At 68.6% G+C, this 14,748-nt stretch carries 13 protein-coding genes; 10 read left to right on the plus strand and 3 right to left on the minus strand.

The window, feature by feature from the left end:
* Positions 1–9 precede the first annotated feature (9 nt).
* From QRN67_RS31135 to ygiD, 3 genes are all read left to right on the plus strand, one after another.
* A complete protein-coding gene (locus QRN67_RS31135) occupies positions 10–1,080 on the plus strand; it encodes an ABC transporter ATP-binding protein (RefSeq protein ID WP_285414934.1) in 1,071 nt (356 codons plus the stop codon).
* The gene (locus QRN67_RS31140) at positions 1,077–2,129 is read left to right on the plus strand and encodes an ABC transporter ATP-binding protein (protein WP_285414935.1); all 1,053 of its coding nucleotides are present in this window, start codon (positions 1,077–1,079) and stop codon (positions 2,127–2,129) included. The genes QRN67_RS31135 and QRN67_RS31140 overlap by 4 nt, the downstream gene beginning before the upstream one ends.
* A 76-nt stretch (positions 2,130–2,205) precedes the next feature.
* The gene (gene ygiD, locus QRN67_RS31145; protein WP_285414936.1) at positions 2,206–3,114 is read left to right on the plus strand and encodes a 4,5-DOPA-extradiol-dioxygenase; all 909 of its coding nucleotides are present in this window, start codon (positions 2,206–2,208) and stop codon (positions 3,112–3,114) included.
* A 24-nt stretch (positions 3,115–3,138) separates the two neighbouring features.
* Here the strand turns inward: ygiD and zwf are convergent, their stop codons facing one another.
* Complete coding sequence (gene zwf / locus QRN67_RS31150) at positions 3,139–4,611, minus strand: glucose-6-phosphate dehydrogenase (protein ID WP_081268501.1); 1,473 nt, start codon at positions 4,609–4,611, stop codon at positions 3,139–3,141.
* Between the two features lie 142 nt (positions 4,612–4,753).
* On the opposite strand from zwf, the gene QRN67_RS31155 reads away from it, so the two are divergent.
* From QRN67_RS31155 to QRN67_RS31170, 4 genes are read left to right on the plus strand one after another with little or no spacing between them, the layout of a single operon-like run.
* A complete protein-coding gene (locus QRN67_RS31155; RefSeq protein ID WP_081268500.1) occupies positions 4,754–5,767 on the plus strand; it encodes an ABC transporter substrate-binding protein in 1,014 nt (337 codons plus the stop codon).
* On the plus strand, positions 5,768–8,029 hold the full coding sequence (locus tag QRN67_RS31160; protein WP_285414937.1) for an ABC transporter permease: 2,262 nt from the start codon (positions 5,768–5,770) through the stop codon (positions 8,027–8,029).
* A gap of 16 nt (positions 8,030–8,045) precedes the next feature.
* Positions 8,046–9,098, plus strand: coding sequence for an ABC transporter ATP-binding protein (locus tag QRN67_RS31165; protein ID WP_285414938.1), 1,053 nt, complete (start codon positions 8,046–8,048; stop codon positions 9,096–9,098).
* A gap of 12 nt (positions 9,099–9,110) precedes the next feature.
* Complete coding sequence (locus tag QRN67_RS31170; RefSeq protein WP_285414939.1) at positions 9,111–9,773, plus strand: HAD family hydrolase; 663 nt, start codon at positions 9,111–9,113, stop codon at positions 9,771–9,773.
* Here the strand turns inward: QRN67_RS31170 and QRN67_RS31175 are convergent.
* Complete coding sequence (locus QRN67_RS31175; RefSeq protein ID WP_285414940.1) at positions 9,719–10,387, minus strand: lipocalin family protein; 669 nt, start codon at positions 10,385–10,387, stop codon at positions 9,719–9,721. The two genes, QRN67_RS31170 and QRN67_RS31175, sit on opposite strands and share 55 nt — an antisense overlap.
* 256 nt (positions 10,388–10,643) lie before the next feature.
* Between QRN67_RS31175 and tal the strand changes: the two genes are divergently transcribed.
* The 3 genes from tal (at position 10,644) to QRN67_RS31190 (ending at position 13,628) form a co-directional block, all read left to right on the plus strand.
* Entirely contained in the window at positions 10,644–11,600 is a 957-nt protein-coding gene (tal, locus tag QRN67_RS31180; RefSeq protein ID WP_106935587.1) for a transaldolase, read from the plus strand.
* A 2-nt stretch (positions 11,601–11,602) separates the two neighbouring features.
* Positions 11,603–13,156: a glucose-6-phosphate isomerase gene (gene pgi, locus QRN67_RS31185; RefSeq protein ID WP_285414941.1), complete on the plus strand. Its 1,554-nt coding sequence runs from the start codon at positions 11,603–11,605 to the stop codon at positions 13,154–13,156.
* Between the two features lie 139 nt (positions 13,157–13,295).
* Positions 13,296–13,628, plus strand: coding sequence for a DUF805 domain-containing protein (locus tag QRN67_RS31190; RefSeq protein ID WP_081268493.1), 333 nt, complete (start codon positions 13,296–13,298; stop codon positions 13,626–13,628).
* Between the two features lie 67 nt (positions 13,629–13,695).
* Here the strand turns inward: QRN67_RS31190 and QRN67_RS31195 are convergent, their stop codons facing one another.
* Positions 13,696–14,745: a 4-hydroxythreonine-4-phosphate dehydrogenase PdxA gene (locus QRN67_RS31195; RefSeq protein ID WP_285414942.1), complete on the minus strand. Its 1,050-nt coding sequence runs from the start codon at positions 14,743–14,745 to the stop codon at positions 13,696–13,698.
* Positions 14,746–14,748 lie beyond the last annotated feature (3 nt).

Genomic DNA, 14,748 nt, shown 5'->3' on the forward strand with positions numbered 1-14,748 from the left:
AACGCCACCATGACGCTGCTCCAGGTCAAAGACCTCGTCGTCGAGTTTCCGCACCGCCGAGGCACGCTGCGCGCGCTCGACCGGATTTCCTTCGACATCGCGCCCGGGGAAATCCTCGGCGTGGTGGGCGAGTCGGGCGCCGGCAAGTCGCTCACGGGCGCGGCCATCATCGGCCTGCTCGAAGCGCCGGGCCGCGTGGCGGGCGGTGAAATCCGCCTCGATGGCCAGCGCATCGACAACCTCGGCTTCGATGCGATGCGGCCGATTCGCGGGCGCAAGATCGGCGCGATCTTCCAGGACCCGCTGACTTCGCTGAACCCGCTCTACACCGTGGGCCGGCAGCTGGTCGAGACCATCCGGGCGCACCTGCCGGTGACCGACGCCGAGGCCCGCAAGCGTGCCATCGGCCTGCTGCAGGACACCGGCATTCCCGCCGCCGAGCAGCGCATCGACCACTTTCCGCACCAGTTTTCCGGCGGCATGCGGCAACGCGTGGTGATCGCGCTGGCGCTGGCGGCCGAGCCCAAGCTCATCGTGGCCGACGAGCCGACCACCGCGCTGGACGTGTCGATCCAGGCGCAGATCATTCAGTTGCTCAAGCGCATCTGCAAGGAGCGCGGCGCGGCGGTGATGCTCATCACCCACGACATGGGCGTGATCGCCGAGACCTGCGACCGCGTGGCCGTGATGTATGCCGGGCGCATCGCCGAGATCGGCCCGGTGCACGAGGTGATCCACCAGCCCGCGCACCCCTACACCTCGGGCCTGATGGCGTCGATTCCCGACATGGCGAGCGACCGCGAACGGCTCAACCAGATCGACGGCGCCATGCCGCGGCTCAACGCCATTCCGACGGGCTGCGCCTACAACCCGCGCTGCCCGCGCACTTTTGCCCGCTGCCTGACCGAGCGGCCGGAACTCATGCACGCCGGCGCCACCCGCGCCGCCTGCTGGCTGCACGACGCAACCGATCCGCACACCGGCCAGGCCGAACTGGCCGCGCGGCACCACGACGCTCTGGCGGCCGGCGAACGCGCCACGCCCGAAGCGGCAGAACCCCTGAGCGAGGTGACGCGATGAGCGCAGCAGTGATCGAACCCCGCGGCAACGCAACTGCAACCGCAACCGCCGCGGCAGGCGAACCGCTGGTGGTGGCCCACGACCTGGCCCGCACCTTCGACGTTTCGCCGCCCTGGCTCAACCGCGTGCTCGAACGCAAGCCGCGCGTGCTGCTGCATGCGGTGGACGGCGTGAGCTTCTCCATAGAACGCGGCAAGACGCTGGCGCTGGTGGGCGAGTCGGGCTGCGGCAAGAGCACGGTGGCGCGCCTGCTGGTGGGCCTGTATGCGCCCACGCGCGGCGGCCTGCAGTTCGACGGGCAGGACGCGCACGCCGCGTTCAAGACCCCCGAAGGCCGCAAGCTGCGCCGCCGCATCCAGATGATCTTCCAGGACCCCTACGCGAGCCTGAACCCGCGCTGGATCGTGGAGGACATCATCGGCGAGCCGCTGCGCGAGCACGGCATCATCAGCGACAAGGCCGCGCTGCGGGAGCGCGTGGGCGAACTGCTGAAGTCGGTCGGCCTGTCGCCGCTGGACATGAGCAAGTACCCGCACCAGTTCTCGGGCGGCCAGCGCCAGCGCATTTCCATTGCCCGCGCGCTCGCCACGCAGCCCGAGTTCCTGGTGTGCGACGAGCCCACCTCGGCGCTGGACGTGAGCGTGCAGGCGCAGGTGCTCAACATCATGAAGGACCTGCAGCGCGAGCAGGGCCTGACCTATCTCTTCATTTCGCACAACCTCGCGGTGGTGCGCCACGTGGCCGACCAGGTCGGCGTGATGTACCTGGGCCGGCTGGTCGAGGTGGCCGACAAGCAGAAGCTGTTTGCCGCGCCACAGCATCCGTACACGCGCATGCTGCTGGACGCCATTCCGCAGATGAAGCACACCGGCCGCTCCCGCACACCGGTGCAGGGCGAGGTGCCGAATCCGCTGAACCCGCCCACGGGCTGCGCCTTCCATCCGCGCTGCCCGCATGCCAATGCGCGCTGCTCGGCGGAGCGGCCGAAGCTGCTGGGCATCAAGGGCGTGCAGGTGGCTTGCCACGCGGTCGAAGAGGGGCGCATCTAGCGCGGCGGCCACCCATCTTCGAAAAAGTGTGCGCAAAGGCACCGCCTTGCGCAGAAAACTGTTGCAGAGTGCCGCCATGCCGATCACGACCACTCTTGCAAGCTCCGAACTGGGCCGCCGCGGCTTCCTCATGGGCACCGCCCTTGGCGCAACCGCCGTGCTGGCTTCCCTGGCCTGCAGCGTGCAGGCCGCCGGCGCGGCCACGCGGCGCATGCCGGTCGTCTTCATCGGGCACGGTTCGCCCATGAACGCCATCACCGACAACGCCTTCACGCGGCGCCTGTCGGCGTGGGGGCGGGAGCTGCCGCGGCCGTCGGCCATCCTCAGCGTGTCGGCGCACTGGCTGAGCCGGGGCGCCACGGGCGTCGGCATGCAGGAGCGGCCGAAGACCATCCACGACTTCGGCGGCTTCCCGCAGGCGCTGTTCGACGTCGAATACCCCGCGCCCGGCCACCCGGCGCTCGCGCGGGAAACCGTCGGTGCGGTGAAACAGGCGCCGGTGATCGGCACCGACCAGTGGGGCCTGGACCACGGCACCTGGACGGTGCTGAAGCACCTGTACCCGAAGGCCGACGTGCCCGTGTTCCAGCTCAGCATCGACTACGACAAGCCGGCGGCCTTCCACTATGCGGTGGGGCGGGATCTGGCGGCCTTGCGCGACAAGGGCGTGCTGGTGATGGGCAGCGGCAACGTGGTGCACAACCTGCGCGCCACCGACCGCGGAACGCCGGACGGCCCGAGCGCCAGCCGCCCGTGGGCGCAGTCTTTCGACGATGCGGTGAAGTCCGCGCTGGCCGGCCGCGACGACCGCGCGCTGGTCGATTACGCCAAGCTCGAAGGCGCGTCGACCGCGGTGGCCACGCCCGACCACTACTACCCGTTTCTCTACGCCCTTGGCGCCGCCGGCACCGGCGAGCGCGCGAAGACGGTCTACGAGGGGTTCCAGTCGGGCACGCTCAGCATGCGTTGCCTGCAGTTCGGCTGAGCGCGGCCCGGGCCCGAGGGGGCCTTACTGCTCCTCGCCCCAGGAGAAGCCGTCGCGCGCGATCATCGCGCTCGACGCGCTCGGGCCCCAGGTGCCGGCCGCATAGGGGCGCGGGCCGCCGTCCGATTCCCAGCTGTCGATCAGCGGCTCGACCCAGCGCCAGGCTTCTTCCTGCTCGTCGCTGCGCACGAACAGGTTGAGCCGGCCGTCGATCACGTCCAGCAGCAGGCGCTCGTAGGCGCCCACGCGCTCGGCGCCGAAGCGCTTGTCGAAGTCCAGGTCCAGCTGCACCGGCGCCAGCTGGTTGGCCGAGCTCTGGTTGCCGTTGCTGCGCTGGCGGTTGTCCTGGGCCTGCGCGAGCATGTGCAGCTCCAGCCCGTCCTTGGGCTGCAGGTTGATGACGAACTTGTTCACGTTGCCGGCCGGCGCGCGATAGATGGCGTGCGGCGTGGGCCTGAAATTGACCTCGATGCGCGCGTCGCGCGAGGCCAGCCGCTTGCCGGTGCGGATGTAGAACGGCACGCCGGCCCAGCGCCAGTTGGCGATTTCGGTGCGCAGCGCCACGAAGGTCTCGGTGCGGCTGTCGGGGTTCACGCCCGGCTCGTCGCGGTAGCCCTGCACCCGCTCGCCGTAGGCCGTGCCGGCCGTGTACTGGCCGCGCACCGCATGCAGGCTCAGGCTCTCGGGCGTCCAGGGCTTGAGCGCGCGCAGCACCTTGAGCTTTTCGTCGCGGATGGCGTCGGCGTGCGAGTTGATCGGCGGCTCCATGCCGATGGCGCACAGCAGCTGCAGCGCATGGTTCTGCACCATGTCGCGCAGCGCGCCGGTCTGGTCGTAGAAGGCGCCGCGCTTTTCCACGCCCAGGTCTTCGGCGATGGTGATCTGGATGTTGGCGATGTGCTCGCGGCGCCAGATGGGCTCGAACAGCGCATTGCCGAAGCGCATGGCAAACAGGTTCTGAACCGAGGGCTTGCCCAGGTAGTGGTCGATGCGGAAGACCTGCTTTTCCTCGAGCACCTTGCCCACGGCCGCGTTGATGGCGCGGTTGGAAGCCAGGTCGTGGCCCAGCGGCTTTTCCAGCACGATGCGCGTCCTGGGGCCGTTCATGCCGGCGGCGGCGATCTGCTCGACCACCTGCGTGAAGAGCGCGGGCGCGGTGGCCACGTACATCACCACCGTGTCGGCGTCGCGCTGCTTGAGCAGTTCGGAGAGGCGCGCGTAGTCTTCGGTCTTGGACAGGTCCATGCGCAGGTAGTGCAGCATCGACGCGAACTTCTTGAACTCGTCGGGCGAGGGCCGCTTGGCGCCTTCGACCGCATTGAAGCGCGACTGGATGAGCTCGCGGTACTGGTCGTCGGAGTGATCGTCGCGAGCCACCCCGATGATTCGCCCGTCTTGCGGCAGGCTGCCGTGCCGGAATGCCTGGAACAGCGCGGGCATGAGCTTGCGCCATGCGAGGTCGCCAGTACCGCCGAACAGAACGAGATCGAAGCTCATGAGAAAACTTTCCTTTGTCTGAGTGCCGAGCAGGCCGATGTGCCAGTCGCGATGGTACTTGTACCGATTCGCGAGACCTGTACTAAAGCTACGCTGCACCACGGCCGCAAGGCCATTTTTTATGCCGAGGTGGAGATTTCGAATGAAGAGCAAGCTTTTTACCGCAGCCGCGCTGCTGGGTCTGTCGGCCGCGGCGTCGGCGCAGACCGTCAATGTCATCTGCTCGGTCCAGGCCGAGTGGTGCAACGTGATTTCCACCGTCTACGCGCGTACCACCGGCGTGCGCATCAACATGGCGCTCAAGGGTTCCGGCGAGGCGCTGGCCCAGCTGATCGCCGAGAAGGACAACCCCAAGACCGACGTCTGGTTCGGCGGCACCGGCGACCCGCACCTGCAGGCGGCCGAACAGGGCCTGACGCTCGAATACAAGTCGCCCACGCTGTCGCAGTTGCACCCCTGGGCGCAGCAGCAGGCCAAGCAGTCGGGCTACAAGACTGTCGGCATCTACTCGGGCCCGCTGGGCTTCGGCTACAACCCCGAGCTGCTGGCCAAGAAGAAGCTGCCGGTGCCCAAGACCTGGGCCGACCTGCTCAAGCCCGAGTACAAGGGCGACATCCAGGTGGCCAACCCCGCGTCGAGCGGCACGGCCTACACCATGATCGCCACGCTGGTGCAGATGATGGGCGAGGACAAGGCATTCGAGTACCTGAAGGCGCTGCACAAGAACGTGGGCCAGTACACCCGCTCGGGCACCGGCCCGATCAAGGCGGTGGCGCGCGGCGAGACCGCCATCTCCATCAGCTTCGTGCATGACGGCCCGGGCGAGAAGATGCAGGGCTTCCCGGTCGAGACCATCACGCCGAGCGACGGCACCGGCGCCGAGATCGGCTCCATGAGCATCATCAAGGGCGCACGCAACCTCGACGCCGCCAAGAAGTTCTACGAATGGGCGCTGACGCCCGCCGCGCAGGAACTGGGCGCCGCCAACAAGCAGTTCCAGCTGCCGAGCAACGTGAACGCCAAGCTCGACCCGCGCATTCCCGACTTCAAGAAGATCAAGTTCATCAACTATGACTACGCCAAGTACGGCGCCAGCGCCGAGCGCCGCCGCCTGATCGCGCGCTGGGAAAAAGACGTCAATTCGCTGCCTCGCTAAGTGGAAGCGCGCGCTATCGAAGGCGCGCCGGTCAATCCGGCGTCCCTGGCCGCCGCCCGGCGTTCGCAGCGCTGGATCTGGGCATGGGTCGCGCTGGGCCTGGCGGCCTACCTGCTGCTGCCCTGGTATGCGATCCAGGATTCGACCTGGTACGAAGCCGTTCCGCAGGTGTTCAGCCAGGCGGAGGGCGCCAACGGACTGATGCAGGCGGCCACGCAGGGGCGCGGCTGGCTCTTCATCGGGCTGGCGGGGCTGCTGCTGTGCGCCGTGGGCGCTTGGCTGCCGGCCGGCAAGGCGCAAGGGCGCTGGCTGCTGGCGGGCGGGCTGACAGGCGCGCTCGGGCTGGCGGTGGCGGGCTTCACCATCGGTGCGCGCGGCTGGAGCTTTGCCGCGCTCAACGCGCAGTTCGGCGAACTGGCGGTCAACCAGTTCGGCATCGGCGCGGGCGGCTTCGTGGCGCTCACTGCCCTGCTGGTGCTGATGGCCTTCGGCATCGCGCGGCTGGGCCTGTTCAAGGGCGACCTGTTCGTGGCGGCTGCCGTCGTCGGCTGCGGCGTGCTGATGGCGCTGTTCATCGCGTACCCGGTAAGCAAGGCGCTGTCGGGCGCCTTCTTCAATGAAGACGGGCAGTGGTCGATCACGGCCTTCGTCGCCCGCGTGTTCACCGAGCGCATCTGGGGCCTGGGCTGCCTGAGCGGCGGCGTGCGCTGCGGCGTGGCCTGGAACACGCTGGTGCTGGCGCTGCTCACGGCTGCCGGCACCACCTTCCTGGGCACGCTGATGGCGCTGATGGCCGAGCGCGGCAGCAAGCGCGGGCAGGGCGCGCTGCGGGTGCTGGCGCTGCTGCCGATCATCACGCCGCCGTTCGTGGTGGGGCTCGGGCTCATCTTGCTGTTCGGCCGCGCCGGCATCGTCAACCAGGTGCTGGAGAGCGTGTTCGGCATCGAGCCCACGCGCTGGTTCTACGGCATGCCGGGCGTGCTGGTGGCACAGCTGTTCGCCTTCACGCCCATCGCCTTCATGATCATGCGCGGCGTGGTGCAGGGCATCGCGCCCAGCCTGGAAGAGGCGGCGCAGATGCTGCGCGCCGACCGCCGCCGCACCTTCTTCACCATCACGCTGCCGCTGCTGAAGCCCGGGCTGGCCAATGCCTTCCTGTTCGGCTTCATCGAAAGCATTGCCGACTTCGGCAACCCGGTGGTGGTGGGCGGGCAGTTCTCGGTGCTGTCGACCGACATCTTCTTCGCCATCGTCGGCGCGCAGTACGACCAGGGCCGCGCGGCCTCGCTGGCCTGGGTGCTCACGCTGTTCGCGCTCGGCGTGTTCGCGCTGCAGCGCGGCCTGCTGGGCAAGCAGAACTACACCACCGTGAGCGGCAAAGGCGACGCCGGCATCGCGATGGCGCTGCCCGACGGCGTGCGCCGCACCATCTACTGCATCGCCATGCCGTGGATCGCGTTCACCGCGGTGGTCTACCTGTTCGCCTTCGCGGGCGGCTTCGTGCAGACCTGGGGGCGCGACTACAGCTTCACGCTGAACCACTTCAAGAGCGCCTTCGCACTGGAGTGGGGGCAGTTCGGGCTGGTGTGGGCGGGCACCGCGTGGAACTCGCTGATCACCACGCTCAAGCTCGCGGGCATCTCGGCGCCGATCACCGCCGCGCTGGGCCTGCTCATCGCCTGGCTGCTGGCGCGCAACGAGTTCAAGGGGCAGGGGCTCTTCGAGTTCGGCGCGCTGCTGGCCTTCGCGATTCCGGGCACGGTGCTGGGCGTGAGCTACATCCTGGCCTTCAACGTACCGCCCTTCGAGCTCACGGGCACGGGGCTGATCATCGTGCTGTGCTTCATGTTCCGCAATCTGCCGGTGGGCGTGCGCGCCGGCACCGCGGCATTCAAGCAGCTCGACCGCTCGCTCGACGAGGCCTCGCTGATGCTGCGCGCATCGACCTCGCAGACGCTCTTCAAGGTGGTGCTGCCGCTGCTCAAGCCCGCCCTGGTGGCCGCGCTGGTCTACAGCTTCGTGCGCGCGATGACCACGGTGAGCGCGGTGATCTTCCTGGTCACGGCAGAGAACGAACTGGCCACCACTTACATCATCGGCCGCGTCGGCAACGGCGACTACGGCATTGCGCTGGCTTACTGCACGGTGCTCATGATCCTGATGTCGCTGGCGATTGCGCTGGTGCAGTGGGTGGTGGGGGAGCGCAAGCTGGGGCGGCGCAAGGCGGGGGCGGCACCCGTGGTGGCCGCGCCGGTGCATTGAAACGGGAGAACAACACATGAGCAACGGCATCGAATTCCGCAACGTCACCAAGCGCTACGGCACCGACAGGAACGCGCCGCTGGCCGTCAAGGGCATCAGCTTCGAGGTGCCCGTGGGCACGCTCACCACCATCCTCGGCCCCTCGGGCTGCGGCAAGACGACCACGCTGCGCATGATCGCGGGGCTGGAGTCGCCGACCTCGGGCTCGATCTTCATGGGCGGGCGCGACGTGACCACGCTGGGCCCGGCCGAGCGCAACGTCAGCATGATGTTCCAGAGCTATGCGCTGTTCCCGCACATGAACGTGATCGAGAACGTGGGCTACGGCCTGCGCATGAGCGGCGTGAAGAAGGACGAGGCCACTTCGCGGGCGCGCGAGGCGCTGCGCGGCGTGGGCCTTGTCGGTTTCGACGAGCGCCTGCCCAGCGAGCTTTCGGGCGGCCAGCAGCAGCGCGTGGCCCTGGCGCGCGCGCTGGTGCTGGAGCCGGCGGTGCTGCTGTTCGACGAGCCGCTGTCCAACCTCGACGCCCGCCTGCGGCGCGAGATGCGCGAAGAGATCCGCACGCTGCAGCAGCGGCTGAAGCTCACGGTGGCCTACGTCACGCACGACCAGAGCGAGGCGCTGGCCGTGAGCGACCAGATCATCGTCATGGACCATGGCGTGATCGCCCAGCGCGGCACGCCCGAGCAGCTCTACGGCCGGCCCGAGAGCGAGTTCGTCGCCGGCTTCATGGGCGAGGCGATGGTGTTTCCCGCCACGGCGCACGCCGACGGCAGCGTGGCGCTGGGGCCGCTGCGCCTGCAGCCGCGCTACGCGGTGGCGCCCGGCACGGTAAAAGTGGCGGTGCGGCCCGAGGCGTGGCAGATCGGCGCCCACGGCGCGGCCGACGGCCTGCCGGCCACGTTGCGCAAGTCGGCCTACCTCGGCAGCTTCTATGAATATGGCTTCGACACCACCCTGGGGCCGGTCTTCGTGGTGTCGACCGACCTGTCGCGGCCGCTGGCGGCTGGCGCCCAGGCGACGCTGTCCCTGGGAGCCCACGGCGTGAGCGTGGTGCCCGGCGCATGAAACAATGGCGCCATGAACGTGGTTTTCGATCTGGGCGCCGTGCTGTTCGCATGGGAGCCCGCCCGCCTGGTACAGGCTCACCTGGCGTCCCATGCACCCACCGAGGCCGCCGCGGCCGCGATGGGGCGGGCGCTTTTCCATCACGACGACTGGACCGGCTTCGACTGCGGCACCCGCACGCTGGATGACGCCATCGCCCGCATGTCGGCCCGGCTGTCACTGCCTCCGGAGCCGTTGCACGCGATGCTGCAGGGTCTGGGCGAGCGGCTGGAGCCGATCCCGGTCACGGTGGCCATGCTCGAGCAGCTCATGGAACACCGCGAGGCCGGCCAGCCGCTGCGGCTGTACTACCTGTCGAACATGCCCGCGCCCTACGCCAGGGCCATCGAGCGCCGGCATGCCTTCATGCGGCGCTTCGACGGCGGTGTGTTCTCGGGCGACGTGAAATTCCTCAAGCCGGAGCGCGAGATCTACGAGGTGCTGGCCATGCGCCATGGCCTCGACCCCGAGCAGACGGTGTTCATCGACGATTCCGCCGCCAACGTGGAAATGGCCCGTGCCTTCGGCTGGCACGCCATCCATTGCACGTCGCCGGCCATGCTGCCTTCTCAGCTGCAGCGTTACCTGCCGGTCAGCACGACCTTGTCGGTGTCGAACCCCAGGCTGCGGGCGTAGTCGAGTTCGGCTTCGAGCACGGCGGCATCGAGCCGCGGCGCGCGCGACAGCACCCACAGGTACTGCCGGTCCGGCGTGCCGACGAGCGAGACCTGGTATTCGCGGTCGAGCTTCAGGATCCAGTAGTCGCCCCACACCAGCGGCAGCCAGCTGAGCCATGCCGGCGCAAAACGCACTTCGAGGCGGCCCGCGCCGGGCTGTCCCGCCACGGGCACCACGCGCGCGGTGCCGACGGCCTCGTCGAAGTTGCCGTCCTGCCGAACGCATCGGTTGACCACCTGCACGGTGCCGTCGGGCTGCGGCGTGTATTCGGCGGTGACGGGGCCGGCGCATTGTTTCTGGAAGCGATTGGGCAGGCGGGCCTGCTCGTGCCACATGCCGGCATAGCGCTGCAGGTCGACCGGGGCCACCACCTGCAGCGGCGCGCGCATCAGCGGAGCGCCGTCGGCCGGGCCGGCCGGCTGGGCGCGTGCGGTGCGCGCCGCCCCCAGCGCCAGCCAGGTCGCAACGCCGCCCACCACGAAGGCCGTGGCCATGGCGCCGATCGCATGGCTGGTGCGGCGGTCGTCGAAAGGTCGGACGGCGGGCGCCGTGGGGCGCGGGCGTTGGGTCATGGGGCACTCCTGGAAGGGATGGAAAAGTTCAGCATCCGCTTCAGGGTAAGTGGGGGGCGGGCGCCCGGCCGTCAGTCGCGGACCACAGCCGCTGTAGGGCGAGGAGGCCGGACGCGCCCCATGAAGAAGCGGACAACCCCACGGGCATCAGGCTGATGGAGCCGCGCGGAAACCCGTGCTACGGTGCGCATGAAAACATCGGCCAACGCGCAACTGCGTGCAGGACTTGTCATAACCCGCACAGGATAATGATTTCATGAACCAACTCGATGCCCTCCGCCAGTGGACCACCGTCGTCGCCGACACCGGTGACTTCAAGCAACTCAGCGTTTCCAAGCCGCAGGACGCGACCACCAATCCGTCGCTGATCCTCAAGGCCGTGCAGAAGCCCGAATACCGCCCGCTGCTCGACGAGACCGTGAAGAAGCACGCAGGCAAGCCGCTCGACGAGGTCATCGACCGCCTGCTGGTGCGCTTCGGCACCGAAATCCTTTCCATCATCCCGGGCCGCGTGTCGACCGAAGTCGACGCCCGCCTGTCGTTCGACACCGCCGCGACCATCGCGCGCGGCGAGCGCATCGTGGCGCTCTACAAGGCCGAAGGCATCGACACCGAGAAGCGCCTGCTCATCAAGGTGGCTTCCACGTGGGAAGGCATCGAGGCCGCGCGCGCGCTCGAGCAGAAGGGCATCCGCACCAACCTCACGCTGCTGTTCTCGTTCGCGCAGGCCGTGGCCTGCGGTGCGGCCGGCGTGCAGCTCATCTCGCCGTTCGTGGGCCGCATCTACGACTGGTACAAGAAGACGGCAGGCGCCAAGTGGGACGAGGCCGCCAGCGCCGGCGCGAACGACCCCGGCGTGAAGTCTGTGCGCCAGATCTTCGAGTACTACAAGCAGCACGGCATCAAGACCGAAGTCATGGGCGCGAGCTTCCGCAACGTCGGGCAGATCAAGGCGCTGGCCGGCTGCGACCTGCTGACCATCAGCCCCGAGCTGCTGGCCGAGCTGGCCGCCAGCAACGAGCCGCTCGAACACGCGCTCGACGCCAAGGCCGCGGCCAAGGGCGACGCGCCCAAGGTGAGCTACGACGAAGCCGGTTTCCGCTTCGCGCTCAACGAAGACGCCATGGCCACCGAGAAGCTCGCCGAAGGCATCCGCGCCTTCGCGGCCGACGCGGTGAAGCTCGAAAAGCTGATGCAGGAAAGCGGCAAGTAGACATGGTCATGCAACTTCGCTGCGACCGTGCGCCGGCCTGGGCGCAGCTGCAATCCGCCTTCGATATCGCGGGCCGCCAGTTCGACGTGCGCCATGCCTTCGTCGACGACGCCGGCCGATTCGAGCGCTTCAGCCAGGAGGCGCCATATGTGTTCGCCGACCTGTCGAAGAACCTGATCGACGCGCGCACGGAAGAGCTCCTGCTCACGCTGGCCCGCGAATGCGGCCTCGAGGCGCACCGCGACGCCATGTTCGCCGGCGAGCACATCAACAACACCGAAGACCGCGCAGTGCTGCACACGCTGCTGCGCGCGCCGGCCGATGCGCCCACCGGCCCGAAGACCGCGAACGAGCTGCGCGAGGTGCACGCCACGCTCGACGCGATGCTGGCCTATGCCGAGAAGGTGCGCGCCGACCACACGATCACCGACGTGGTGAACATCGGCATCGGCGGCTCCGACCTCGGACCGCAGATGGCTGTGCTGGCGCTGGCCGAGTTCGCCGCGCCGGGCAAGCGCTTCCACTTCGTGTCGAACGTCGACGGCCATGAACTGGCGGGCGTGCTTAAGGGCCTGGCGCCCGAGCACACGCTCTTCCTCATTGCCTCGAAGACCTTCACCACGGCCGAGACGATGACCAACGCGCAGTCGGCCAAGCGCTGGTACGAGCAATCGGGCGGCACCGACATCGCGGGCCACTTCGCGGCGCTCACCACCAACGTGGAAGCGGCGAAGAAGTTCGGCATCGACACCACCTTCGGCTTCTGGGACTGGGTGGGCGGGCGCTATTCGCTGTGGTCGGCCATCGGCCTGCCGATTGCGCTGGCCATCGGCGCCGACGGTTTCCGCCGGCTGCTGGCAGGCGCGCATGCCATGGACGAGCACTTCCGCACCGCGCCGCTCGCGCAGAACCTGCCGGTGCGCCTGGGCCTGCTCGACGTCTGGTATCGCAACTTCCACAAGTTCACCAGCCGCGGCATCGCGCCGTACCACAGCGCCCTGAAGCGCCTGCCGGCCTACCTGCAGCAGCTCGAGATGGAAAGCAACGGCAAGCAGGTCGATGCGGACGGCAAGCCGGTGGCATTCGGCACCTCGCCGGTGCTGTGGGGCGAGCCGGGCACCAACGGCCAGCACGCCTACTTCCAGATGCTGCACCAGGGCACGGACGTGATCCCGCTCGAATTCGTGGCGGTGCGCGACGCCTCGCACGACCTCGAAGGCCATCACCCCAAGCTGCTGGCCAACGCGCTCGCGCAGGCGCAGGCGCTGATGGTCGGCAAGCTCGACGAGGGCGGCCACAAGAACTTCCCGGGCAACCGGCCGAGCACCTTCTTCGTGTTCGAGAAGCTCACGCCCGAATCGCTGGGCGCCTTCCTCGCGATGTACGAGCACCGCGTGTTCACCAGCGGCGCGCTGTGGGGCATCAACAGCTTCGACCAGTGGGGCGTGGAGCTGGGCAAGGTGCTCGCCAGGGACATCGAACCGCGCCTGGCGTCGGGCGACATCACCGGCCTCGACGCCTCCACGGCCGGCCTCCTCAAGCGCCTCGGCAGCTGAATCGACCGCCAGGAATGCACTGAATAAGCCGTTTGTTTGCGAGCAGATGGCTGTTTTTGGCTGTATTTGTGGTTGAAAGATGCGCCGATATGATCGGCCCAGGGAAATTTCCCTGGGATCAATCAAGAGGAGCCGATAAATGGATTTTCAAACAGCGGTCAAGACCTGCTTCAACAAGTACGCCGACTTCACCGGCCGGGCCACGCGCTCGGAGTACTGGTGGTTCGTGCTTGCCGAGGTGGTCGTTCTCATCGTGGCGAGCCTTATCCACCAATACGTGTACGTGATCGCCGCGCTGGCCTTCCTGCTGCCCGCGCTGGCGGTGGGCGCGCGCCGCCTGCACGACATTGGCAAGAGCGGCTGGCTCCAGCTGCTGATGCTGATCCCGGTCATCAACCTCGTGCTGATCTATTTCTACGTGCAGCCGACGCAGCCGGAGCCCAACGCCCACGGTGCGCCGCCGGCCGCCTGAACATTGAAGCGGCGCCGCCGGGCGCCATGGTTTCCGAGGGCCGCGCAAGCGGCCCTTTTTGTTTGCCTCAGCCGGCCGGCACGCGCACCGGCGCGCCGCTGGCCATGCGCACGCACAGGTCGAAGGCCTGCTGCAGCCCCTCGATCTGCGCGATGCCCCGGCCCGCGATGTCGAAGGCGCTGCCGCTGGCCGACGTGGCCACCGGCACCGGCAGGCCGCCGTGCAGGGTCACGCCCTGCTCGAACCCCATGAGCTTCATCGCGATCTGGCCCTGGTCGTGGTACATCGACACCACTGCGTCGACATCGCCGCGCCGCGCGCCGATGAACACCGTGTCGGGAGAGAACGGGCCGCGCGCGTCGAAGCCTTCGGCGCGCAGGCGCTCGATGGCCGGCGCGATGATTTCGATTTCTTCCATGCCGATCGAGCCGCCGTCGCCCGCGTGCGGGTTGAGCCCCGTCACCGCGATGCGCGGATGCGCCACGCCCGAGCGGCGCAACGCGGCGGCGATGATCTTCACCGCGTCGCTCACGCCCTGCACGGTGATGTGGCTCGCCACGTCCTTCAGCGGAATGTGCGAGGTCACGCGCGAGGTCCAGAGCGAGCCCGTGAGGTTGAACTCGCAGACGAAGCCGGTGACGGCGAAGCGCTCCTGCATGTAGCGCAGCTCGTCCTCGTGCGCCAGGCCGCCCAGGCGCAGCGAATGCTTGTTGAGCGGCGCGAACAGGATCGCGTCGGCCTGGCCGCGCCGCACGGCGGCGGTGGCCAGCTCCAGCGCCTCGAACGACGCCCGGCCCGATGGCTCGTTCGATTCGCCGAGCACCGGCTCCTGCCCCTGCATCCAGTCCTTCGCGAGCAGGGTGGGCCGGCCGTCCTCGAAGCGCAGCGTGTCGAGGCTGTCGGCCGTCAGCACGTCGAGCTTCGCGCCCGCCACCCGCTCGCCGGCCGCGAGCACGACCGGGTCGGCGATCAGCAGCACGCGGGCCGCATCCAGGTTGCGCTGGCGCGCCAGCAGCTTCACGGCCATTTCGGGGCCGATGCCGCTCGGGTCGCCGAGCAGCACGGCGATGCGGGGCTTGGCGAGTGTCACGCCGGGGGTTGGGGATGGGGTGGGCATGTT

The sequence above is a fragment of the Variovorax sp. efr-133-TYG-130 genome, from assembly GCF_030208835.1.
Classification (GTDB): domain Bacteria; phylum Pseudomonadota; class Gammaproteobacteria; order Burkholderiales; family Burkholderiaceae_C; genus Variovorax.

Excerpts from the sequence above, each read along its gene's own strand:
- QRN67_RS31165 (WP_285414938.1), top strand. The coding sequence starts at position 8,046 with ATGAGCAACGGCATCGAATTCCGCAACGTCACCAAGCGCTACGGCACC.
- ygiD (WP_285414936.1), top strand. The coding sequence starts at position 2,206 with ATGCCGATCACGACCACTCTTGCAAGCTCCGAACTGGGCCGCCGCGGC.
- tal (WP_106935587.1), top strand. The coding sequence starts at position 10,644 with ATGAACCAACTCGATGCCCTCCGCCAGTGGACCACCGTCGTCGCCGAC.
- QRN67_RS31195 (WP_285414942.1), bottom strand. The coding sequence starts at position 14,745 with ATGCCCACCCCATCCCCAACCCCCGGCGTGACACTCGCCAAGCCCCGC.
- QRN67_RS31140 (WP_285414935.1), top strand. The coding sequence starts at position 1,077 with ATGAGCGCAGCAGTGATCGAACCCCGCGGCAACGCAACTGCAACCGCA.
- QRN67_RS31155 (WP_081268500.1), top strand. The coding sequence starts at position 4,754 with ATGAAGAGCAAGCTTTTTACCGCAGCCGCGCTGCTGGGTCTGTCGGCC.
- QRN67_RS31190 (WP_081268493.1), top strand. The coding sequence starts at position 13,296 with ATGGATTTTCAAACAGCGGTCAAGACCTGCTTCAACAAGTACGCCGAC.
- QRN67_RS31175 (WP_285414940.1), bottom strand. The coding sequence starts at position 10,387 with ATGACCCAACGCCCGCGCCCCACGGCGCCCGCCGTCCGACCTTTCGAC.
- QRN67_RS31135 (WP_285414934.1), top strand. The coding sequence starts at position 10 with ATGACGCTGCTCCAGGTCAAAGACCTCGTCGTCGAGTTTCCGCACCGC.
- pgi (WP_285414941.1), top strand. The coding sequence starts at position 11,603 with ATGGTCATGCAACTTCGCTGCGACCGTGCGCCGGCCTGGGCGCAGCTG.
- QRN67_RS31170 (WP_285414939.1), top strand. The coding sequence starts at position 9,111 with ATGAACGTGGTTTTCGATCTGGGCGCCGTGCTGTTCGCATGGGAGCCC.
- zwf (WP_081268501.1), bottom strand. The coding sequence starts at position 4,611 with ATGAGCTTCGATCTCGTTCTGTTCGGCGGTACTGGCGACCTCGCATGG.